We start from the raw sequence: 22,270 nt of genomic DNA on the forward strand, positions 1-22,270 counted from the left end.
GACAGCGCCCTTAGATTATCGGAACAGCGGCGTTTCTCCCAACGAGGTGATCTGTGGACACGTTGACGTCGGATGAGCTGGTCGCCCGCTACAAGCGGAAGTTCGGTCTGGCCCCGAACTACCCCCTCAGCGAAACCATGGTCCGCCAGCATTGGGACCTGGAACGCCAGCTCGCCCGCGAGCTGCTGGACTCCCGCCGCGAAGAGCGCTGGACGGTGTTCGAACGCAACTACACCACCCTCTACAGCGAGTGCCCCTGGCTGAACGACGCGGTGGACACCGCGGCGCAGAACGACGAACTGGACTTCCGCCACTTCCTGACGCTGCTCAAGGGCGCGCGGGACGTCTACGAGGTCGGGTCGGGCAAGGGCCGGCTGCTCAGCTATCTGGCCCGCCACGGCCACCGCTGCGTCGCCACCGAGATCACCCGCGAGCGCGGAGAACGCTGGACCGACGAGCGCTCCAACGTGACGTGGCGCTGCTGCGACGGCGTCAATCTCGCCGAGTTCGAGCCGCGCGCCCATTACGACGCCGTCGTCTCCACCCACGTCATCGAGCATCTCCACCCGGAGGACGTGTCCGTGCACCTGTCCAACGTGCACGCCATCCTCAAGCCGGGCGGGCGCTACGTGCTCAGCATGCCGCACAAGCACGCCGGGCCGATGGATCTGTCGGAGGTCTTCGGGCTGGACGAGCCGATCTGCATGCACCTGCGCGAATACACCTGGAGCGAGACCGAGCGCGCGCTGCGCGAGGCCGGCTTCACCCGGATGGAGGCCGTCTACATCGCCCCGATGGCCGTGCGTCGGCGCATGCACATCCATGGGTCCGGGCGCGGGTACCTCGCCTATGTGAAAGCCGTGGAATCCTTCATGGGGGCTATGCCGTTAACCCTGCGGCGCAAGCTCGGCAAGCTCGGCCAGCTCTACCTGTTCCGGCCGGAGGTCTTCATGGTGGCTCACAAAAGTCACGAGGGTTGATGCCACCGACTCCGGAAACCTTTCTGTAACAAGACTTTACACTTTCCCCTCCCCGTGGCCGCAAGGCCCCACTGTGGCGCGGAAACCGCAGCAAAGGCGGTTTTTCGCGCCTCATTCTTTTCACAGCCTATCGTGGCTTTTGAGTCGCATTTCCCTAAAATCCGAAATACCTCGTTAACCAATTGGGCCTCACCTTTGCTCCACCGAAAATGGAGAGAGGTTACTTCCAATGGCAACGACCACCACGGGTCTCGTCGACACGACCTTCGTCGTCAACGCCTCGGGGCAGGCTGCCGGCGGGATCTGGCCGCAGTTCCGGCTGCTCCTGGATGGTGTCAACCTTGGCCAGGCGACGGTCAGCTCGACCAGCGACGGCCGTTACACCTTCAAGGCCCAGGTCGCTCCGGACCAGGCTCACAAGCTGCAGATCGTCTACTTCAACGACGGCTATGTGAACGGGCAGGACCGCAACCTGCTCGTCAAGTCGCTGGAAGTGAACGGCAAGTCCGTCGCCTCCACCAGCTCGCTGGTCAGCTACGACCGCGGCGCCTCCGACGGCAAGGACGTGATCCCCGGCCAGGAAGGCATGTGGTGGGACGGTTCGCTCGATTTCGCGCTGACCAAGGACTATTTCCCGGTTCCGACGCCGCCGGCCCCCGCCGGCAACACCCAGGTCATCCTGAACCTGCAGGGCAACGCGGCGGGCGGAGTCAACGCGCATTTCAACCTGCTGATCGACGGCAAGAAGGTCGGCGAGGGCGTGGCCGGCACCTCGGCCAAGGACTACGCCTTCTCGATCAACGCCACGGCGGATCAGGCGCACAAGGTCCAGATCCAGTACGACAACGACGCCACGGTGAACGGCCAGGACCGCAACCTGCTGGTCAACAAGATCACCATCAACGGCAAGTCGGTCATGCCCACCGACAGCAACGTCACCTATGACAAGGGGGCCTTGGACGGCAAGGACGTGGTCAAGGGCCAGTCCGGCATGTGGTGGAACGGCACGCTGGTGGTGGACGCGGACAAGAGCTTCTTCCCCGGCTCCTCCAACCCCACCACGCCGACCAACCCGCCGGCCCCCACCCCGACGAAGCCGACCCTGTCGGTCAGCGACGTCTCGGTGACCGAGCCGACCGGCAAGACCACCGGCATCGCGCCGGGCTTCCTTCACACCGAAGGCGGCCAGATCATGGACAGCAGCGGCAAGGCCGTGAAGCTGACCGGCGTGAACTGGTTCGGGGCCGAGGGCTACGCCTTCGCGCCGCAGGGGCTGTGGATGGACAGCTACCAGAGCCACATGAACCAGATGAAGGATCTGGGCTTCAACACCATCCGCCTGCCCTACTCCGACGCGATGCTCGACAACGGCCGTATGCCGACCGGCATCGACTATTCGAAGAACCCCGACCTGCGCGGCAAGACCTCGCTGGAGGTCTTCGACAAGATCATCGACTACGCCGACAAGATCGGCATGAAGATCATCCTCGACCACCACCGCTCCGGCGATGGCGCGTCGGCCAACGAGAACGGGCTCTGGTACACCAGCCAGTACCCGGAATCGAAGATGATCGAAAACTGGAAGATGCTGGCGACCCGTTACAAGGGCAACGACGCCGTCATCGGCGCCGACCTGCACAACGAGCCGCACAACCCGGCGACTTGGGGCGACGGCGGTCCCAACGACTGGGCCCGCGCCGCGGAGCGCATCGGCAACGCCATCCAGTCGGTCAACAAGGACTGGCTGCTGATCGTCGAAGGCATCGAGACCTATCAGAACCAGTGGTACTGGTGGGGCGGCAACCTGCTGGGCGAGAAGAACTACGAGGTCAAGTTCAACACGCCGGACAAGCTGGTCTATTCGGTCCACGATTACGGCCCGTCGCTCTACATGATGGACTGGTTCAAGGACGCCAACTTCCCGAACAACATGCCGGCGAAGTGGAACCAGATGTGGGGCCACTTCATCCAGAACGACGAGACCCCGATCCTGGTCGGCGAGTTCGGCAGCCGCATGGAGACCGCCATCGACAAGGCCTGGATGCCCAAGCTGATCCAGTACATGAACGGCGACTGGAACGGCGACGGCAAGATCGACCTCGCCGCGGGCGACCAGGGGGCGAGCTGGACCTACTGGGCCTGGAGCCCCGGTTCGGGCGACACCGGCGGCATCATGAACGACAGCTGGCAGGTGGACTACAACAAGTACAACGCCATCAAGTCCGGCCTGTACAGCAGCACCGCCGCCAGCCCGGTCACCACCGACGCGGTGTTCACGGTGAAGCTGTCCCAGGCCTACAGCCAGACGGTGACGGTGGACTACGCCACGGCGGACGGCACGGCCAAGGCCGGGTCGGACTATCTGGCGACCAGCGGCAAGCTGACCTTCGCCGCCGGCGAGACCACCAAGACGGTCGCCGTCAAGGTGCTGAGCGACGACGTGACCGAGGGGATCGAGAACTTCTCCCTGAAGCTCTCCAACCCGACGCAGGCGACCATCGCCGACGGAACCGGCGTGGGCACCATCAACCCGCCGGGCACCGCCCAGGCCCTGTCGGCGGACCTGCTGGCCCACAGCCTGGCCCAGGACACGGCGACGGTGCAGTCGGTGGGCGTGCAGTCCGCGCTCGACCTGTCCTCGGTCGACTTCTCGCACATGATGACGGTGGACGCCGTGAACCTGATGCTTGAGCATCAGGCCGCGTAACGATCGCCGAAGCGGACCATGAGGAAGGGCCGGCGGAGCGATCCGCCGGCCCTTTCCGTTTTCGGGGGATGCGCCTTCAGGACGCCGATTGCAGGCGGCGGACGCGGCCCAGCAGCAGCTTGCCCAGCATCGCCCGGCCCGCCGATCCCATGCCCGGACCGAACACCGCCGCCGCCAGGAACATCAGCACCAGCAGCACCTTCTCGGCGGTGAAGGCCGGGTCGACCGCGATGCCGAACAGGTACCATCCCGCCGCGTAGGCGAAGGCCGCCGGCACCAGGATCCAGCCGATGCGCACGGCGTTCAGCGGGACCTCGTCGCGGCAGATGCGGCGGCGCACCGTCTCGGTCAGGACGATCTGGAAGACCTCGCGCCCGAGGTTGGCCAGAGCGGCGCCGAGCAGGCCCCACTGCCAGACCAACGCCAGGGCCAGGGCCGAGCCCACCGCGAGGCTGGCCGCGGAGATCCAGGGCAGCACGCCGACGCGCTTGGCCTTCAGGATCGCCACCTCCGGGTTCATCCGCACCCCGTGCAGCACATAGGCCAGCACCAGGAAGGGCATGCTGGTCAGCACCGGCGTGTAGTCGGCGGACGCGATCAGCCAGAGGATTTCCGGCGCGGTCAGCGCCAACCCCAACCCGGCCCCGGTCAGCAGGACGACGAACAGGTGGAAGACGAAATCCGCCTGGGCGTGGTCCGCGGCGCCATGCTGGGACTCCAGCCGGCTGACCGACCAGATCTGCAGGAAGGAGGCGGTCAGGAACATGAAAAGGATCTGCGACAGCCGCATCCCGAAGGCGAACAGCCCCACCGCCGCCGTGGACAGCAGGATGTTCAGCAGCCAGCGCGAGACGAAGTTGTTGGCGATGTCGAGCAGCGACTGCGGCGCGTAGGGCAGCCCCAGCGCCGCCACCCGCTTCAGGATCGGCAGGGAGAAGGAGAAGCCGGTGTCCTTCAGGATCGCCACCACCAGCAGGAGGCCGAGCGCCAGGAAGGACGCGCCGTTCGCCAGGAAGATGCCCTCCACCCCGAGGCCGAGCGCCCACAGGAACAGCAGGTTGAAGGCGAGCAGGGCGACCACCTTGGCCAGCGACACCAGCAGGCACAGGCCCGACCGCTTGCGCGCCCGGTAATAGGCCAGCGCCAGCTCGAACAGGGTGGTCAGGGCGACGCCGGCGAGCGCGATCGCCATCACCGCCGCGTGGCCGGTGTCGCCGAACATCGCCCAGCTTCCCGCCATGCCCAGCGGCCAGGCCAGCCCGACCATCGCCACCGACGTGCCGACCACCGCCAGCAGGCAGGTGCTGGCGACGCGGCGCCGGTCGCCCTCCTCCGTGTGTTCGAAATAGACGGCGGTGAAGGCGTTGTTCATGCCGATCATCAGCATGACCGCCAGCAGGTCGGCGACCACCACCACCAGCGCGTAGACGCCGAACTCGGAAGGGCTGAGAAGCCGGGTGTAGAGCGGCAGGAGCAGAAGCCCGGCAGCCCGGTTCACCACGTTGGCCAGCATGAACAGCCAACCGTGTTTCAAGATCGTCGCTGCTTCGGACGCCATCAGGAACTCCGCCTAGAACTCCGGTGGGGCGGCTCTGCCGCACCCGCGAACGCAATTCCGATGATTGGAACCGGACCGGGACGTTTCAATTTCGCGTTGGTGCCGTCGTCGTCCTCTTCGGACTTATCCCGATGGCAACCTGTGCCCCCACCCCGGCCCTCCCCCGCTGCGCAGGGGAGGGAGATGATCGCGGAGCGGCGGCGGTCCCCTCCCCTGCGAAAGCGGGGGAGGGTCAGGGAGGGGGCAATCGGCCGAACCACCCGGCAGACAACCGACCCAGCCTGCGAGGGTGCTCCACAGCGATCAACGGGGCGTTCGAGACACCGTCTCATCCGGAATCGCCCGACGGTTTCTTATGGGATACGTCCGCGCCTCCGCCTCGGCGGGACGGGCAGACCAACCCGGGGAAATCCACCGCCAGCCGGCGCCGCACCCAACCATAGGGGACCGGGAACATCCCCCGAATACCCCCAATTTGCGGGGAGGAAAGGAGTAGCCGGGGAGCGGCGGTGGCAGCGCCGCCACCGATCCGGATGATCCGGACGAAGTCACCCGCTTTCCTTAATCTCTTCAAACTCACCCAGGGGAATCCACTCTGGATGTAAGGGGTATCGCCGCTGGCCGAGGAGGCCTCTTGTGATTTGTTGATTGACGGCAGCCTTTATCCTAATTCGTGGAGAACAGCGCAACCTTCTGATCTGTCTGCACAGAGGCGAGGCATGCGCTGATATTTGTGTGTCTTTCTGAACACAGAAAGACTCAAAGAAAAAGCTGATGAGAGACCGTCTTACGCTGCGGCGCGTTAGGTCAGGCGCGAGACGGATGACATTCCGTTTCACACATAAATGGGACCTGCGATGAGCAAACTCGACCCAGAAGCGGTCATCAACCTGGCCCCGGTTAAGAAGACGGCCATGCCGACGGTGGGACCCGGGCTGCTGTTGGCGCTGTCCGACGGCTTCATGCTCGCCCTGCTCGGCTGGACGCTCATCCAACTGTTCGGGAGCGACACCCTGTCCGCCGAGGCGGACCTGTCGCAGCGCGCCCTGGTCACCGGCCTGATGCTGGTGCCGCTGGTGAAATCGGTCTTCGGCATTTATTCGCTGGGCCGCTTCGACTATCTGGAGCGCACCCGCCGCACCTTCCAGGCCGCCCTGCTCTCGGTCGCCGTTCTGGCCGTGCCCTTCATCGTGATGGACGGCTTCCGCTCCTTCTTCGTCGAGGCGCTGTCGGTCGCTCTCATCGGCTTCGCGATCACCTACGCCGCCGACCTGCTGCTGGTGCACGGCCTGATGGCCAGCGCGCTGAACTGGCGCACCCCGGTGGTCATCGTCGGCGCCGGCCCGCAGGGTGCGGCCATTGCCGAGAAGCTGCAGCGCCTGCCCTGGCTGGGGATGCGCCCGGTCTGCTTCTTCGACGACGACGACACGCTGTGGCAGACCCGCGTCGCCAACCTGCCGGTGGTCGGCTCGACCGACCTGCTCGCCAAGTCCCCGGCCTACGCCCAGCAGGCCCAGGCCGCCATCGTCGCCGACATCGGGCGCCACAAGAACGAGCTGACGACCCTGGTCGAACGGCTGCCCTTCAAGCAGGTCTACTGCCTGCTGGGCGAGGGCAACGTCAGCGCGGTGGACGCCACCTACCACAACCTGCACGGCTCGCTGGCCCTGCGCGTCTCGGTGCGGCCGCCGACCAGCTACCTGCGCATCCGCCGCGCGCTGGACATCCTGCTGTCGGGCATCCTGCTGGTGGCGGTGGCGCCGCTGATGCTGGGCATCGCCGCGGCGATCCGGCTGGACAGCCCCGGCCCGGTCATGTTCCGCCAGAAGCGCTGGGCCGGCGGCGACAAGACCTTCGACGTGCTGAAGTTCCGCTCGATGCACATCAACGCGGAGGAGCATCTCCAGCGCCTGCTGGAGAACGATCCGAAGATGCGCGAAGAGTACATGACCTACCACAAGCTGACCTACGACCCGCGCATCACCCCGGTCGGCCGCTTCCTGCGCAAGACCTCGCTCGACGAGCTGCCGCAGCTGGTGAACATCCTGATGGGCGACATGAGCCTGATCGGCCCGCGCGCCTACATGCCGAAGGAACTGCCGGAGGTCGGCGCCTCCGCGGACGTCATCGGCTCCGTCCGTCCGGGCCTGACCGGCTACTGGCAGGTGTCGGGGCGCCACCGCACCACCTTCCAGGAACGCGTCGCCATGGACGTCTTCTACGTCCGCAACTGCGGCCTGCTGTTCGACTTCTACATCCTGTGCAAGACCGCGGTGATCGTCCTCAAAGGCGACGGGTCGTGACCCTGCGGCGCCCCATCCAGGCCCCTCTTCCCACCCGGGAGAGGGGCCTTCCCTTTTCTGGGGTTCCGTCCGGACCCGGGCCGCATATGCCCTGCGGGACCCGCAAGATCGGGGTGGGTGGCCCAACCGGAGGTAGCCCCGACGGCGACGGCCTCCTTAGGCCTAATGCCTCCGCCCGGCTACAGGTCCGGGCATCGGGTTGGCATCTTCAGAAAACGATGCGGTGCGCCCGTCATGGGCGTTCACTGCCATAGCAGCCCTTTTCACCGGAACAGCGGCCCCATGAAAGTCCTCGAAGTTCTGGAAAAGAGCATCACCGTCTTCTGCATCGTCTCGTTCGGCGGGTCGGTGCTTCCGGCGCTGCTGACCGGAGGCGGCGCGACCGATCCGGACGCGCCGGGCGCGGTGATCTACTTCATGGCCGTCTACGTCATGATCCTGGGCCTGATCGCGCTGCGGCCCAGCCTGGCCTTCCGCATCCCGACGGGAAGCCCGGCGGTGTCGCTGATCGTGGCGCTGGCCTTCCTGTCGGCCCTGTGGTCGATCTACCCGGACGTGACGCTGCGCCGCGCGGTGGCCTTCCTGTTCACCACCGCCTTCGCCGTCTATCTCGCCCTGCGCTACACCTTTCCGGAGATCGTCCGGATGCTGGCGACGGGCCTGTCGATCCTGATGGTGCTGTCCTACGCCTCGGTCTTCGCCATGCCGGCGGTCGGGCTCGACCACGAGCAGCATGTCGGCGCCTGGAAGGGCATCTTCTGGCAGAAGAACGTGACGGGCCGCATGATGGTCTGGCTGGTGCTCTGCCTGCTCTGGCTCGACTGGACGCGCGAGGGCAAGCGCTGGGTGGTCCGCCCGCTGCTGCTGATGGCCCTGCTGCTGATCGTGATGAGCCGGTCGGGCACCGGCCTGGTGACCTCGATCCTGGTCGCCGGCCTGCTGCTGGTCAGCGGCTTCGTGCGCGGCGGCATCCGCAGCTTCGCGCCGGCCATGGCCTTCGTCCTGCTGGTCGCGGTGGTCGGCATCACCAGCGGCACGACCTTCTGGCACGACATCCTCTACATGCTGGGCCGCGATCCGACGCTGACCGGGCGCACGGTGCTGTGGGAACACACGCTGATGTCGATCCAGGACCGCTTCCTGCTCGGCTGGGGCTACGGCGCCTACTGGTACGGGGCCTACGGTCCGGGCAGCACCTTCACCCAGGGCTGGGGCATCAACTCCGCCCACAACGGGTGGATGGAGGCGTGGCTCGACCTCGGCCTGCCCGGCGTGATCCTGACGGCGATGCTGATGGGCCGCCTGCTGATCCAGGGCTTCGGCGCCATCCGCTACAGCGAGAACCGCGCCGAGCCCGCCTGGATCTTCACCGTCGGCTGCGCCCTGCTGCTGATCTCGGTGTCGGAGAGCGTGTTCCTGGAACGCCATTCCCTGAACTGGATCGTGCTGGTGATCGCGGTGACCCGCCTCGTGCAGCGCCGCCGCTGGGCGAAGATGCAGGCCCGCATGCAGGACCAGCAGCAGGCGTACAACGCCGGCTTCGCCAGCTCCTCCCCCTACGGAACCTCCTACGGCGGGCCGCCGGCCGCCGGCTGGAGCGGTCCGGCCCGGCCCGGCTGACGGACGGAGGCCCCCGCATGTTCCATCCCCCGAAATCTCCGTCGCGACAGAAGGTAGTGTCATGACGCCCCCGCAAGAGATGGTCACCGTCGTCATCCCCACCCGCAACCGGCCGGACATGGTCGCGCGGGCGGTGGAAAGCGCCCTGGCCCAGACCTACGCCCCGCTCGAAGTCGTCGTCGTCATCGACGGCCCCGACCCCGCCACCGAGGAGCGTCTGAGGGCGTTCGGCGATCCGCGGCTGACCGTGATCGCGCTGGAACAGAACCGCGGCGCCGCCGGCGCCCGCAATCTGGGCGTGGAGCGCGCGAAGGGCGCCTGGATCGCCTTCCTCGACGACGACGACGAATGGATGCCGGGCAAGATCGCCCTGCAGATGGCCGCCCGCCCGCCCGGCGTGCGCTACCCGATCATGAGCTGCCGCTGCAAGGTGGTCACCGCCCGCGGCGACTTCGAATGGCCGCGGCGCCTGTGCACCCCGCGGGACCGGATCGGCGACTACCTGTTCGTCCGGCACGGGCTGTTCAAGGGCGAGACCTTCGCCCCCACCACCACCCTGCTGGCGCCGAAGGCGCTGCTCCAGCGCCAGCCGATCCCCAAGTCGGCCTTCGACGACTGGGAGTGGCTGATCTCCTGCGGGCAGATCGAAAGCTGCGCCCTGGTGACGGTGCCGGAGGTGCTGGCGATCCACTACACGGAATCGGACCGCATCACCCTGTCCACCTGCCACAACATCGACATGGCCCTGAACTGGGCGGAGTCGGTGCGGCCGAAGCTGTCGCCCCGCGCCTACGCCAGCCTGCTGCTCCAGGCCACCGGCGGCGAGCAGGCGGCACGAACCCCGGCGGTGCGCAAGCGCATCCTGAAATCGGCGCTGCGGGACGGCGCGCCGACCCCGATGGCGCTGACCACCTTCCTGATGCACTCGCTGATGCCGGTCGGGCTGCGGCGCCGGCTGCGTCAGGCCATCTTCTCGGCTCCCGGCGCGGCGTGAGGTCAGAATGGGTTTGATCGACAGGGGTTTCCGGCGCAGGAAGGCGTCCCGCGCCTGCATTGTCTTCGCCACCCCCGGCGCCCTGGACGGCGGCGGGGGGATCGGACGGATGACGGGCTACATCGTCGACGCCTTCCGGAACAGCCCCTCCGGCCCGGACACCGTGGTGCTCGACACCCGTGGCAGCGGCAGCGCCCTGCTGTCGCCGGTCTATCTGGCCGGCACGCTGGCGCGGCTGGGCGCCCTGATGCTGCGCCGCCGCCCGACGATCGTGCACATCAACGTGTCGGAGAACGCCAGCGTCTGGCGCAAGGCGGTGGTCCAGCTCTTCGCCGGGCTGTTCTCCTGCCCCACGGTGGTGCATCTGCACGGCGCGTCCTTCATGGAGTATTTCGACAAGGGGCCGGTGTCCCGCGCGATCAGCCGCTGGCTGTTCGACCGCTGCGGCGTCGCGCTGGTGCTGGGCGAGAGCTGGCGGAACTTCCTGGTGCAGTCGGTCGGGACGGACCCGCACAAGGTGCGCGTGCTCTACAACGCCGTGCCGGACATCGGCGCCGACCTGCCGGTCCGCGCGGCGCCGCCGGAGGGGGCCATCGTGTCGCTCCTGGTGCTCGCCAACCTGTCGGAGCGCAAGGGCATCGGCACGCTGCTGCGTTCCTGCCGGCTGCTGAAGGACCGAGGGTTCCGCTTCCGCGTGACCATCGGCGGCGGCGGCGACGTCGAGGGCTACCGCCGCATGGCGGCGGAGCTGGGCGTGGACGGCGAATGCCGGTTCGAGGGCTGGATCTCCCGCGAGCAGGCGCACGCCCATCTGCGCGACCACGACATGCTGCTGCTGCCCTCGACCCACGAGGGGTTGCCCATGGTGATCCTGGAGGCGCTGTCCACCGGCATGCCGGTCGTCACCACCCCGGTCGGCTCGATCCCGGAGGTGCTGACCGACGGAGAGACGGCGCGCATCGTCCCGGTCAACGACCCGGAGGCGCTGGCCCACGCGGTCCGCGACCTCTCCGCCCGGCCGGCGCTCTACGCGCGTCTGTCGGCGGAGGGGCGGCGGCTGTTCCTGGAGAAATTCGTCATCGAGTCCTATGGCCGCAGCCTTCAGGACATCTATGCGGAGCTGAACCGTCCCGACGCCGTTCGGCGCCCCTCTCTGGGGGCGCTGCCCGACGCCGCGGCGGCCAAGCCATCGCTGACCCGCGCGGGCCGACAGTAAGAACCCATTTTCTCCGCGGGGTCCTTTAATTCCTTCCTCCCTGAAGCTTCGCGAGGGGAGCGCGACAGTCAGGAGCGGATATGATCTACATCGTTTCACCCGGCGGCACGCTCGAAAAGGGCGGCATGGGGCGAATCGTCGACAACTTCACGACGGACCTGCGGGAGAACCGCCCCGACGTGAAGTTCGAGGTGATCGACAGTTACGGACCGAACGCGAAATTCCACCTGATGCCCTTCTACTTCGCCGCCGCGCTGCTGCGCCTGTTCGGCTGCTTCGTCACCGGCAAGGCCCAGCTCGTGCACATCCACATGGCCGAGTACGGCAGCGTGCTGCGCAAGGGGCTGATCGTCGCCATGGCCTCGCTGTTCCGGGTGCCGGTCGTCCTGCATCTGCACGGCGGCCGCTTCCCGAAGCATTACGAGGACGCCAAGCCGCTGTCCCGCTGGGCCATCCGCCACATGATGGAGATGACCAGCGAGGTGGTGGTGCTGGGTGAATACTGGCGCAACTGGGTGGTCACCACCTTCCCGGCGGTGCGCCGCACGACCCTGCTGCACAACGCCGTGCCGGGGCCGGAGACGATCCCGGAGCGCGCGGAGGACGGGCCGGTGCGCCTGCTGTTCCTCGGCCGCCTGATCAAGCTGAAGGGCATCGACGTGCTGCTCGACGCGTTGGCGTCGGAGGCCTGCCGCGGTCGCTCCTGGCAGCTGACCATCGCCGGCGACGGCGACCTGGAGACCTACCGCGCCCAGGCCAGGGCGCTGGGGCTGGAGGAGCGCGTGCGCTTCACCGGCTGGCTCGACCAGACCGGCTGCCGCAAGGAGCTGGTGCAGGCCCATGTGCTGGTCCAGCCTTCGATGTTCGAGGGGCTGCCGATGTCGGTGCTGGAGGCCATGGCCAACGGCCTGACCATCGTCGCCACCCCGGTCGGCAGCGTGGGCGACGCCATCGCCGACGAGGAGACCGGCCTGCTGGTGCCGCCGGGCGACCGGGCGGCCCTGGCCGACGCGCTGGCCCGCGTGATCGACGACGCGGAGCTGCGCCGCCGGCTGGGCCAGGGTGCCCGCCGCCGCTTCGAACGCCAGTTCGACATCGCCGTCTACCGGGAGCGCATCGTGGAGATCTACCGCCGCAACGCCCGTGGCTGGATGTCCGAGCCGGCGCCAACGGCCTCCATCGGGCCGCGCCGGGCGCGCTCCGGCTGACGATCCCGCCGATCCGGGCCCGGTTCCGAACCGGGCCCGTCCTGCCTTTCAACCGGTCCGCAACCGCCTCGCCAGCCTTGAACAAAGGACCGGAACCACAGCAGAGGTCCAATCCCCATGAAGCAAGCCATCGCGGCTGGAATCGTGCGCTGGACGGGAGTCGGTGCCCTGTTCCGAAATCTGTTCGCGCGCCGGAACGTGACCATCGTCGTGTATCACGATCCGGACCCGGAGGTGATGCGCGCGCATCTCGCCTGGTACGCCGAACGCTACAGCTTCACCACGCTGGACGCGGTGGCCGATGCGCTGGAAAGCGGGCGGTGGGGTGACCTGCCGCCCTATCCGCTTGTCGTCACCTTCGACGACGGCCACCGCAACAACGCCCGCCTGGAACCCCTGTTCAAGGAGTTCGGGGTGCGCCCGACCATCTACCTGTGCAGCCGCGTGGTCGGCACCGCCCGCCCCTACTGGTGGAAGACCGCCGCCGCCGGACGAATCGGCGCCGAGACGCTGAAACGCCTGCCCGACCCGGAACGCCGCCGCCGGCTCGCCGAGGCCGGTGACGACCCCGACCGGGACGGCGCCGACCGCCAGTCGCTGACCTGGGACGAGGTCCGGCATCTGGCCGCCGTCACCGATTACGGCGCCCACACCCGCACCCACCCGATCCTCCTGCAGTGCGACGACCAGCGCTGCGCCGACGAGATCGCGCTGTGCAAGACCGAGCTGGAGGAGGCCACCGGCCTGCCCTGCCGTCATTTCGCTTTCCCCAACGGCGATTTCAGCGACCGCGAGGTGGCGATCATCCGGCAGGCCGGCTACCGCACCGCCCGCACCATCGATCCGGGCTGGAACGGCCCGAAGGCCGACCCGCTGCGGCTGCACGCCGTGCCGATTTCCGACGACGCCTCGGTCGACTGGCTGTCGGTGCAGGTGACCGGCATTCCGGCCTGGCTGCGCAAGCGCAAGAACGGCGGCGTCGCGCCGGCCCCGACCCCGACGCACGGCGATCCGCTGCCGGCGGCGTGATCCCAGCGACGCGCGTTCCTCCTTGCCCCCTCCCGAACCCTCCCCCGCTCCGCAGGGGAGGGGACGTGATTCTCCCTCCCCTGCGGAGCGGGGGAGGGTCGGGGTGGGGGCTCGTACGCCCGCCCCTCAGCAACCATGACGAGAGCGATAGGCCCTCCTACGCCGCAAGTCAGAGAGGGTTCCCCAAGAGTACGAGAAGGTATTCCCTGCTCAATTGCAATGACCCTGAGTGGTTAGCCACTGTCTTCACCGCCCGGTCATCCTTTGCACTCTCGAAAACACCGCATTCGAATGCAATAAAGAATGACGTACTCGGCGGCGTTGCCGGAACCTCACTGCAAAGAACGGGAAATGCCTTTCCCAATCCCACGCAACGAGGCGGTAACACCGAAAGGAACGGACCAGCCCCTTTGGAGTAACTCCCAACGAGGCTGACCACCGTCCCGAACTGCCGGCCAAGGATCGACGACCAAACCCACAGGAGTTGCCAGCGACATGCGGACCGCCATCACCACCGAGACGACGACCCTGAGCGCACCCGCCACCCAGGAAATCCGCGCCTTCATCGTGGAGAACTTCCTGCTCGGCAGCGACTCCGGCTTCGACAACGCCGAATCCCTGCTGGAAACCGGCATCATCGACTCCACCGGCATCATGCACGTCGTGGCCTTCCTCGAGGAGCACTTCGGCATCATCGTCGAGGACGAGGACATGGTGGCCGACAACCTCGAATCGGTCAGCCGCATCGCCGCCTATGTCGAGCGCAAGCGGGCCCTGAAGGACGCGGCCTGATCCTTCCGCCAGGACGGAACGGGTCATCGGAACAGTCACCGAAGCCAGGCAAGGGAACAGCGTCATGGCGCACCTGCTTCATCAGTTCCTCAGCGAAACCGCCGCAAGGCGGCCGCACCACACCGCGCTGATCGCGGGGGAGAACGCCGTCACCTTCGCCGAACTGGACCGCCAGAGCGACGCCGTCGCCTGCGCGCTCCAGTCCGCCGGGGTGGTGCGCGGCGACCGTGTGGCGGTCATGCTGGAGAACTCGATCGAGTATGTCGCGGGCCTGTTCGGCGCGCTCAAGGCCGGGGCCGTCTATGTCCCCGTCAACCCGTCCACCAAGGCGGACAAGCTGGCCTACATCCTGACCGACGCCGGCGTGCGGGCGCTCATCGCGCCCTCCGCGCTCGCCCGGCAAGTTGTGCCGGCGGCTGGTGAGGCATCCCACCTCGCCACCACGCTGTGGGTCGGGCCCGCCGTGCCGGCCGGGGCCGGCGGGCTCTCCTTCACAGACATCGTGGCCACCCACCCGGACCCTCAGTCCGGAGGCTCCAAGCCGCAGAACCGCGGCCTGATCGACCAGGATCTGGCCGCCATCCTCTACACCTCGGGAACCACCGGGCGGCCCAAGGGCGTGATGCTCAGCCACGCCGCGCTGGTGAACACCACCTGGTCGATCTCCACCTATCTGGAGAACACGCCCGACGACGTCGTGATGTGCGTCCTGCCGCTGACCTTCGGGTACGGCCTGTCGCAGATCCTGACGGGCGCGCGCGTCGGCTTCACGGTGGTCCTGGAACGCTCCTTCGCCTTCCCGGCGGAAACGCTGGCGCGCATGGTGAAGCACCGCATCACCGGCTTGCCCGGCGTGCCGACCTTCTTCTCCACGCTGCTGGGGATGGAGGCGCTGAAGACCGCCGACCTGTCCTCCCTGCGCTACCTGACCAACGCGGCGGCCCCGCTGCCGACCGCCCACATCGACCGCCTGCGCGAGCGCTTCCCGGATGCTGCCTTCTATTCGATGTACGGCATGACGGAATGCTGCACCCGCATCTGCTACCTCGACCCGCGCGACCTCGGCACCAAGACCGCCTCGGTGGGCCGGGCCATCCCCAACTGCGAAGCCTACGTGGTGGACGAGTTGGGCAACCGCGCCGCCCCCGGCGAGGTTGGCGAGTTGGTGGTCCGCGGCGCCAACGTGATGCGCGGCTACTGGAACCGCCCGGAGGACACCGCCAAGCGCCTGCGCAGCGGGCCGCAGGGCGAGACTCTCCTCTACACCGGCGACCTCTTCACCATGGACGCCGACGGCTGCCTCTACTTCGTCAGCCGCAAGGACGACGTGTTCAAGTGCCGCGGCGAGAAGGTCAGCCCCAAGGAGGTCGAGAACGCCCTCTACGAGCTGGAAGCCGTGGTCGAGGCCGCCGTGCTCGGCGTGCCCGATCCCGCCGACGGCATGGCGGTGAAGGCCTATCTGGTCGTCCGCCCCGGCGCCACCCTGACCGAGATGGCGATCCGCCAGCACTGCCGGGGCCGCCTGGAAAGCCATCTGGTGCCCAAATTCATCGAGATCCGCGACGAGTTGCCGAAGACCGAGTCCGGCAAGATCAGGCGCGCGACGCTCGCCGAAACCGCCTGACCCTTTTCCGCCTGACTTCCTCCCGCTGGCCTTCAACACACAGGAGAACGTGCGATGTGTGGTGTCGCCGGAGTTCTCGCCGGGCCGCGTGCCGAGCCCGCCGGACTCGACGAACTGAAGCGCATGATCGCCATGATCGGGCACCGTGGCCCGGACGGCTACGGCTTCTACCGCGACGGGCGGATCGGGCTTGCCCACGCGCGCCTCAGCATCGTCGGTCTGGCCGGCGGCTTCCAGCCGATCCACAACGAGGAACGGACTCTGTGGATCACCTTCAACGGCGAGATCTTCAACCACGTCGAGCTGCGGCGTGACCTGGAGGCGCGCGGGCACCGCTTCTACACCCGCACCGACACCGAGGTGATCGTCCACGCCTTCGAGGAGTACGGCCCCGCCGCCTGGGCCAAGCTGAACGGCCAGTTCGCCATCGGCCTGTGGGACGCGGTGAAGCGCGAGCTGTGGCTGGTCCGCGACCGGCTGGGCATCCTGCCGCTGTTCTACGCCCGCAGCGGCGACCATCTCGCCTTCGCGTCGGAGGCCAAGGCCCTGTTCGGCGGCGGCCGGATCGAGCCGCGCTTCGACGCCGCCCGCCTCGCCCAGGTCTTCACCCACTGGAGCGTCGCCCCCCAGGGCAGCGTCTTCGCCGGGGTGCAGAGCGTGCCGCCGGCCACCGCCATCCGCATCGACGCCGACCTGCGCCTGCACGAGGCCCGCTATTGGGAGCCGGACATGGCCGGCGATCCCGCCCTGTCCGGCATCACGCTGGACGAGGCGGCGGACCGGCTGGAGGAGAAGCTGCTCGACGCCATCCGCCTGCGGCTGCGCGCCGACGTGCCGGTGGGTGTCTACATCAGCGGCGGGCTGGACAGCTCGGTCATCGCGGCGCTGGCCCGCAAGCTCGACACCACGCAGATGCACAGCTTCGGCGTGCGCTTCGCCGACAACGCCTTCGACGAGACGCCGCAGCAGCGGCTGGTCGCCGGCCATGTCGGGACGGAGCATCACGACATCCTCTGCACGGCGGAGGACATCCAGGCGGCCCTGCCCGACGTGATCTGGCACGGCGAATCGCCGCTGGTCCGCACCGCCCCGGCGCCGCTCTTTCTGCTCTCCCGCCTCGTCCGCGACAGCGGCATCCGCGTCGTGCTGTCCGGCGAGGGCGCCGACGAATGGCTGGCCGGCTACGACATCTTCAAGGAGGACAAGGTCCGCCGCTTCTGGGCGCGGCAGCCGCACTCCACGGCGCGCCCGAAGCTGCTCAGCCGCATCCATCCCTACGCCGCCACCAGCGGCCAGAAGGACAGCCCGCTCTGGCAGGCCTTCTGGAAGCGCGGCATGACGGAGACGGACGATCCCTTCTACGCCCACCGCATCCGCTGGCAGAACACCGCCTGGACCCAGCGCCTGCTGGCGCCGGACGTGCGCTCGGCCGCCAACGCGCAGGCCTTCGACGAGGTCGTCGCCGCCCATCTGCCCGCCGGCTGGTCGCGCTGGAGCCCGCTCGCCCGCACCCAGTGGACGGAGATCGCCGCCTTCATGTCGCCCTACCTGCTGACCAGCCAGGGCGACCGGGTGGCGATGGCCAACAGCATCGAGGTCCGCTATCCCTTCCTCGACCCGGAGGTGGACGACCTCTGCGCCGCCCTGCCCGACCGGGTCAAGATGCTGGGGCTGCGCGACAAGCTGGCGCTGCGCCGCGTCGCCTCGCGCCTGTTGCCGGCGGAGATCTTCCACCGCCCGAAGCGCCCTTACCGCGCCCCGATGACCACCGCCCTCTTCGGCGCCCAGGCCCCGGCCTATGTCCAGGACCTGCTGTCGGAGGAGTCGCTGAACCGCTACGGGCTGGTCGACGCCGCCGGCGTCGCCGCACTCGCCGCCAAGGCCCACCGCACCGACGGCCGCATGGCCGGCGAGCGTGAGGAGATGGCCCTGGTCGGCGTGCTCACCCTCCAGATGCTCGCCCGGAACGTGCTGGACGAGCTTCCGGGCCGGGCCTCGACGCTCCGCGCCCGCTTGGACGCCGCACCCATCCACATTCTCGAAGAGCATTTGGACAGCGCCGCCGCCGCCTGATCCGGCGGACCGGCGCGGTCCCCAAGGCACAGTCCTTCTCACAGTCCCCTTCTCACAGTCGATGCAACAACGCCAACCGGGAAAACCGACACCATGCTGAACGCCCTGCATCCCTTCGACGCCAACGCCCTCTCGCTCGACTGCGCGGCGGCTGCCCGGGAGATCGAACAGTTCATCCAGCGCACCGTCGCCCACGACCTGAAGCGCCAGGGCATCGTGCTCGGCGTGTCCGGCGGCATCGACAGCTCGGTCTGCGCGGCGTTGGCCGTTCGCGCGCTCGGGCCGGAGCGCGTCCTGGCCATCCTGATGCCGGAGAAGGAATCCTCGCCGGACAGCACCCGCCGCGGCCGGTTGCTCTGTGAGAGCCTGGGCATCGAGCCGATCATGGAGAACCTTACCGCTCCGCTGACCGCGCTCGGCTGCTACGACCGCCGCGACAGCGCCATCCGCCGCCTCTTCCCGGAATACGGGCCGGGCTGGAAGCAGAAGATCGGTCTGGCCGCCGGCCTGCTCGACGCCGACCGCGTCAACTACTTCACCATGACGGTGGAGTCGCCGGAGGGCGACCGCCAGACCAGCCGCATGCCGGTGGACGTCTATCTGTCGGTGGTTGCCGCCACCAACCTGAAGCAGCGCGTCCGCAAGACCATGGAATACACCCACGCCGACCGGCTGAACTACGCGGTCCTCGGCACCCCGAACCGGCTGGAGTATGAGCTGGGCTTCTTCGTGCGCGGCGGCGACGGTCTGGCCGACCTGAAGCCGATCGCCCACCTGTTCAAGACCCAGGTCTACCAGATGGCCGCCTATCTCGGCCTGCCCGACGACATCCAGAGCCAGTCGCCGAGCACCGACACCTACACCCTGCCGCAGTCGCAGGAGGAGTTCTACTACGCCATCCCCTACGACAAGCTGGACCTGGCGCTCTGCGCCTACGGCCGTGGCGTGCCGGAGGACGAGGCGGCCCGCGCCCTCAACCTGTCGGTCGAGCAGGTCCGCCGCGTCTACAAGGACATCGTCCTGAAGCGTCGCACGTCGGGCCGCATCCTGCGCAACGCCGCGCTGGTGCAGCCGGTCGAGGTGGATGGGAGCGACGCATGACCGCAATGCCCTGGCTTCAGCGGGGTGTGGAACGGTTCATGTCCGAGGATCGCGTCGCGCTGGAGTCCTTCCAGCGCGACCACTTCGGCGCGGACTCCCCGCTGCTGGACGACACCCATTTCAATTGGCTGTTCGAGGAGCCGCCCACTCCCGATCCGGAGGGGATGCAGCTCTGGGTCTGCAAGCGGAACGGGGGGATCGTCGGCCAGCAGGCGGGCATTCCCTTCGCGTTGAAGGTGGGGCAGCGGGTGCGCCGCGCCTCCTGGGCAATCGACCTGATGGTCGCCCCGGAATGGCGTCTGCGCGGCGTCGGGCCGGGCCTGTCGGAGACCCACGCCGCCGCCAGCGAGGTGAGCGTCTCGCTGTCGATGACCGACGCCGCCTACAAATCCTACAAGCGGGCGGGCTGGCTCGATCTCGGAAACATCCCGACCTATCTGCGCGTGATCGATCCGCCGCGCTGCCTGCGCGTCAGCCCCTATGGCGGCGGCTTGGCCCGCCTGATGGCGCGGCTGGGCAAGCCGGCGATGAGCGCCGCGTCGCTGGTCGGCCACGCGGCCGCCCGGACCTTTGGCGCCCGGCTGGTCGAGGTCGACCGCTTCGACGAGCGGATGGACGAGCTGTGGGAAGCCGCGGCGCCGCAGCATCTGTGCGCCGCCCGGCGCGACCACGCCTATCTCCAGTGGCGCTTCGACAAGATCCCGAACGCGGCGCGGCACCGTCGCTTCCTCGTCATGCGCGGCGAGACGGTGGTGGCCTATGTGGTGCTGCGGGTGGACCGCTGGCGCGGCGAGAGCGTCGGGGTGGTCTGCGATTATCTGGCCCGTCCGGGCTGGCTGATGCCCGCCTTCGCCCTGCTGGTCGAGCGCGCCCGGCGGGACCGGCTGGCCGCCCTGGTCTGCCGCACGCTGAACGCCCAGGCCGCCCGTCCCCTGTCGATGATGGGTTTCCTGTGCCTGAAGAACGGTCTGCGCCAGCCGACCCGGATGATGGCCCGCCCCGCGGCCGACCGTCCGGAGCTGACCCCGCTGATCGGCGACCCGAAGAACTGGTTCGTTACCGCCGCCGACAGCGACATGGGCTTCAAGGATCTCGGCGAATAGGCCGTTTTCCAAAAACGAAAAGGGCGCCCGCATCGTTGCGGGCGCCCTTTTCGTACGGGTCGTGCATAAAGTCGAGACTATGAGGATGCATCTTCTGAGCGCATGAGCGGTTTGCCGCTGCACGCGACGTTCATGAAGGATCAAGCCGATCGAGCGATTAGTAAGGCTCAGCTTCAGGCGTTGCCGCCCGTCCACATGCCTCCTATCGACGTGATGGTCTGTCACGGCTCTCAAGGGAGTTCTGGTTTAGAGGTGGGTTTCCCGCTTAGATGCTTTCAGCGGTTATCCCGTCCATACTTAGCTACCCGGCCATGCCACTGGCGTGACAACCGGTGCACCAGAGGTATGTCCATCCCGGTCCTCTCGTACTAGGGACAGATCCTCGCAAAACTCCGACACCCACGGCAGATAGGGACCGAACTGTCTCACGACGTTCTAAACCCAGCTCACGTACCACTTTAATCGGCGAACAGCCGAACCCTTGGGACCTGCTCCAGCCCCAGGATGTGATGAGCCGACATCGAGGTGCCAAACGACTCCGTCGATATGGACTCTTGGGAGTCATCAGCCTGTTATCCCCGGCGTACCTTTTATCCGTTGAGCGATGGCCCGTCCACATGGAACCACCGGATCACTATGGCCGACTTTCGTCTCTGCTCGACTTGTCTGTCTTGCAGTCAGGCGGGCTTATGCCATTGCACTCGACGAGCGATTTCCGACCGCTCTGAGCCCACCATCGCGCGCCTCCGTTACACTTTGGGAGGCGACCGCCCCAGTCAAACTACCCGCCATGCAGGGTCCCGGCTCCGGATCGACGGAGCGCGGTTAGATGCCAGAGACCTCAAGGGTGGTATTTCAAGGATGGCTCCACCCGAGCTGGCGCCCGGGCTTCCTAGCCTCCCACCTATCCTACACATGAGATCCCTAGCACCACTGCAAAGCTGTAGTAAAGGTGCACGGGGTCTTTCCGTCTGACCGCGGGTACTCCGCATCTTCACGGAGAGTTCAATTTCGCTGAGTTGGTGTTGGAGACAGCGGGGAAGTCGTTACGCCATTCGTGCAGGTCGGAACTTACCCGACAAGGAATTTCGCTACCTTAGGACCGTTATAGTTACGGCCGCCGTTTACCGGGGCTTCAATTCGGAGCGTGAACCCCTCCTCTTAACCTTCCGGCACCGGGCAGGCGTCAGACCCTATACGTCGCCTTGTACGGCTTCGCAGAGCCCTGTGTTTTTAGTAAACAGTCGCCACCCCCTGGTCTGTGCCCCCCGCCATGGCTTGCGCCACAACGGGGCCCTCTTCTTCCGAAGTTACGAGGGCAATTTGCCGAGTTCCTTCAACACCATTCTCTCAAGCGCCTGGGTATACTCTACCAGTCCACCTGTGTCGGTTTGGGGTACGGTCTGATGCGGGGGCTGTTTCCTGGAACGGGTCCCCAGCCGGGCCAATCCGATAAGGCCCGACACGCTTTCCCATTCGTCACACACCCGCTGGCCCACGAATATTAACGTGGTTCCCATCGACTACGCCTTTCGGCCTCGCCTTAGGGGCCGGCTCACCCTGCGTGGATTAACCTTGCGCAGGAACCCTTGGACTTTCGGCGACAGTGTTTCTCACACTGTTTGTCGCTACTCATGTCAGCATTCTCACTTCCGATACCTCCAGGCACCCTCGCGGGGACCCTTCGCAGGCTTACGGAACGCTCCGCTACCACGTGATCAGAGATCACATCCGCAGCTTCGGTACACGGCTTGAGCCCCGATACATTTTCGGCGCAGGCCGGCTTAACTAGACCAGTGAGCTATTACGCTTTCTTTAAAGGATGGCTGCTTCTAAGCCAACCTCCTGGTTGTCATGGCCTTCCCACATCCTTTCCCACTTAGCCGTGATTTGGGGACCTTAGCTGGCGGTCTGGGCTGTTTCCCTCTCGACGATGGACCTTAGCACCCACCGTCTGTCTGC

General features: G+C 67.2%; 14 protein-coding genes and 1 rRNA gene (1 of these 15 cut by a window edge). 13 read left to right on the forward strand and 2 right to left on the reverse strand.

All coding sequences use genetic code 11. The features are described 5' to 3' along the window. Window positions 1-53: 53 nt before the first annotated feature. Complete coding sequence (locus D3869_RS19115; protein ID WP_137141455.1) at window positions 54-980, forward strand: class I SAM-dependent methyltransferase; 927 nt, start codon at window positions 54-56, stop codon at window positions 978-980. 229 nt (window positions 981-1,209) lie between these two features. After that, a complete protein-coding gene (locus D3869_RS19120) occupies window positions 1,210-3,687 on the forward strand; it encodes a cellulase family glycosylhydrolase (protein ID WP_137141456.1) in 2,478 nt (825 codons plus the stop codon). A gap of 76 nt (window positions 3,688-3,763) precedes the next feature. Here D3869_RS19120 and D3869_RS19125 read toward each other — a convergent pair whose 3' ends face one another. Next, complete coding sequence (locus D3869_RS19125) at window positions 3,764-5,245, reverse strand: lipopolysaccharide biosynthesis protein (protein WP_137141457.1); 1,482 nt, start codon at window positions 5,243-5,245, stop codon at window positions 3,764-3,766. Window positions 5,246-6,102: 857 nt separating this feature from the next. On the opposite strand from D3869_RS19125, the gene D3869_RS19135 reads away from it, so the two are divergent. The 11 genes from D3869_RS19135 to D3869_RS19190 all read left to right on the forward strand — a co-directional run bounded on the left by D3869_RS19135 (window position 6,103) and on the right by D3869_RS19190 (window position 20,308). Further along, the gene (locus D3869_RS19135) at window positions 6,103-7,548 is read left to right on the forward strand and encodes an exopolysaccharide biosynthesis polyprenyl glycosylphosphotransferase (RefSeq protein ID WP_137141458.1); all 1,446 of its coding nucleotides are present in this window, start codon (window positions 6,103-6,105) and stop codon (window positions 7,546-7,548) included. Between the two features lie 282 nt (window positions 7,549-7,830). After that, window positions 7,831-9,168: an O-antigen ligase family protein gene (locus D3869_RS19140; protein WP_137141459.1), complete on the forward strand. Its 1,338-nt coding sequence runs from the start codon at window positions 7,831-7,833 to the stop codon at window positions 9,166-9,168. Between the two features lie 61 nt (window positions 9,169-9,229). Then, entirely contained in the window at window positions 9,230-10,162 is a 933-nt protein-coding gene (locus D3869_RS19145) for a glycosyltransferase family 2 protein (RefSeq protein ID WP_137141460.1), read from the forward strand. A gap of 7 nt (window positions 10,163-10,169) precedes the next feature. After that, complete coding sequence (locus D3869_RS19150) at window positions 10,170-11,378, forward strand: glycosyltransferase family 4 protein (protein ID WP_137141461.1); 1,209 nt, start codon at window positions 10,170-10,172, stop codon at window positions 11,376-11,378. 80 nt (window positions 11,379-11,458) lie between these two features. After that, entirely contained in the window at window positions 11,459-12,586 is a 1,128-nt protein-coding gene (locus tag D3869_RS19155; RefSeq protein ID WP_137141462.1) for a glycosyltransferase family 4 protein, read from the forward strand. Between the two features lie 117 nt (window positions 12,587-12,703). Next, window positions 12,704-13,615, forward strand: a complete 912-nt coding sequence (locus tag D3869_RS19160; protein ID WP_137141463.1) for a polysaccharide deacetylase family protein — start codon at window positions 12,704-12,706, stop codon at window positions 13,613-13,615. 495 nt (window positions 13,616-14,110) lie between these two features. After that, window positions 14,111-14,407, forward strand: a complete 297-nt coding sequence (locus tag D3869_RS19170; RefSeq protein WP_094306874.1) for an acyl carrier protein — start codon at window positions 14,111-14,113, stop codon at window positions 14,405-14,407. Between the two features lie 64 nt (window positions 14,408-14,471). Next, complete coding sequence (locus D3869_RS19175) at window positions 14,472-16,031, forward strand: class I adenylate-forming enzyme family protein (RefSeq protein WP_137141465.1); 1,560 nt, start codon at window positions 14,472-14,474, stop codon at window positions 16,029-16,031. Window positions 16,032-16,085: 54 nt separating this feature from the next. Beyond that, window positions 16,086-18,104 (forward strand): asparagine synthase (glutamine-hydrolyzing), encoded by a 2,019-nt coding sequence (gene asnB, locus D3869_RS19180; protein ID WP_137141466.1) that lies wholly within the window; start codon window positions 16,086-16,088, stop codon window positions 18,102-18,104. Between the two features lie 93 nt (window positions 18,105-18,197). Beyond that, complete coding sequence (gene nadE / locus D3869_RS19185; protein ID WP_137141467.1) at window positions 18,198-19,205, forward strand: NAD(+) synthase; 1,008 nt, start codon at window positions 18,198-18,200, stop codon at window positions 19,203-19,205. Between the two features lie 38 nt (window positions 19,206-19,243). Next, on the forward strand, window positions 19,244-20,308 hold the full coding sequence (locus D3869_RS19190) for a GNAT family N-acetyltransferase (RefSeq protein WP_247895786.1): 1,065 nt from the start codon (window positions 19,244-19,246) through the stop codon (window positions 20,306-20,308). A gap of 136 nt (window positions 20,309-20,444) precedes the next feature. Here D3869_RS19190 and D3869_RS19195 read toward each other — a convergent pair. Beyond that, a 23S ribosomal RNA gene (locus D3869_RS19195) occupies window positions 20,445-22,270 on the reverse strand (it continues 921 nt past the right edge of the window).

This window comes from Azospirillum brasilense (assembly GCF_005222205.1).
GTDB classification, from domain to species: Bacteria; Pseudomonadota; Alphaproteobacteria; order Azospirillales; family Azospirillaceae; genus Azospirillum; species Azospirillum brasilense_G.

Bases quoted from the DNA above. Each gene is read 5' to 3' on its own strand.
- D3869_RS19120 (WP_137141456.1), top strand. From the start codon at position 1,210: ATGGCAACGACCACCACGGGTCTCGTCGACACGACCTTCGTCGTCAAC.
- D3869_RS19125 (WP_137141457.1), bottom strand. From the start codon at position 5,245: ATGGCGTCCGAAGCAGCGACGATCTTGAAACACGGTTGGCTGTTCATG.
- D3869_RS19135 (WP_137141458.1), top strand. From the start codon at position 6,103: ATGAGCAAACTCGACCCAGAAGCGGTCATCAACCTGGCCCCGGTTAAG.
- D3869_RS19140 (WP_137141459.1), top strand. From the start codon at position 7,831: ATGAAAGTCCTCGAAGTTCTGGAAAAGAGCATCACCGTCTTCTGCATC.
- D3869_RS19145 (WP_137141460.1), top strand. From the start codon at position 9,230: ATGACGCCCCCGCAAGAGATGGTCACCGTCGTCATCCCCACCCGCAAC.
- D3869_RS19150 (WP_137141461.1), top strand. From the start codon at position 10,170: ATGGGTTTGATCGACAGGGGTTTCCGGCGCAGGAAGGCGTCCCGCGCC.
- D3869_RS19155 (WP_137141462.1), top strand. From the start codon at position 11,459: ATGATCTACATCGTTTCACCCGGCGGCACGCTCGAAAAGGGCGGCATG.
- D3869_RS19160 (WP_137141463.1), top strand. From the start codon at position 12,704: ATGAAGCAAGCCATCGCGGCTGGAATCGTGCGCTGGACGGGAGTCGGT.
- D3869_RS19170 (WP_094306874.1), top strand. From the start codon at position 14,111: ATGCGGACCGCCATCACCACCGAGACGACGACCCTGAGCGCACCCGCC.
- D3869_RS19175 (WP_137141465.1), top strand. From the start codon at position 14,472: ATGGCGCACCTGCTTCATCAGTTCCTCAGCGAAACCGCCGCAAGGCGG.
- asnB (WP_137141466.1), top strand. From the start codon at position 16,086: ATGTGTGGTGTCGCCGGAGTTCTCGCCGGGCCGCGTGCCGAGCCCGCC.
- nadE (WP_137141467.1), top strand. From the start codon at position 18,198: ATGCTGAACGCCCTGCATCCCTTCGACGCCAACGCCCTCTCGCTCGAC.
- D3869_RS19190 (WP_247895786.1), top strand. From the start codon at position 19,244: ATGTCCGAGGATCGCGTCGCGCTGGAGTCCTTCCAGCGCGACCACTTC.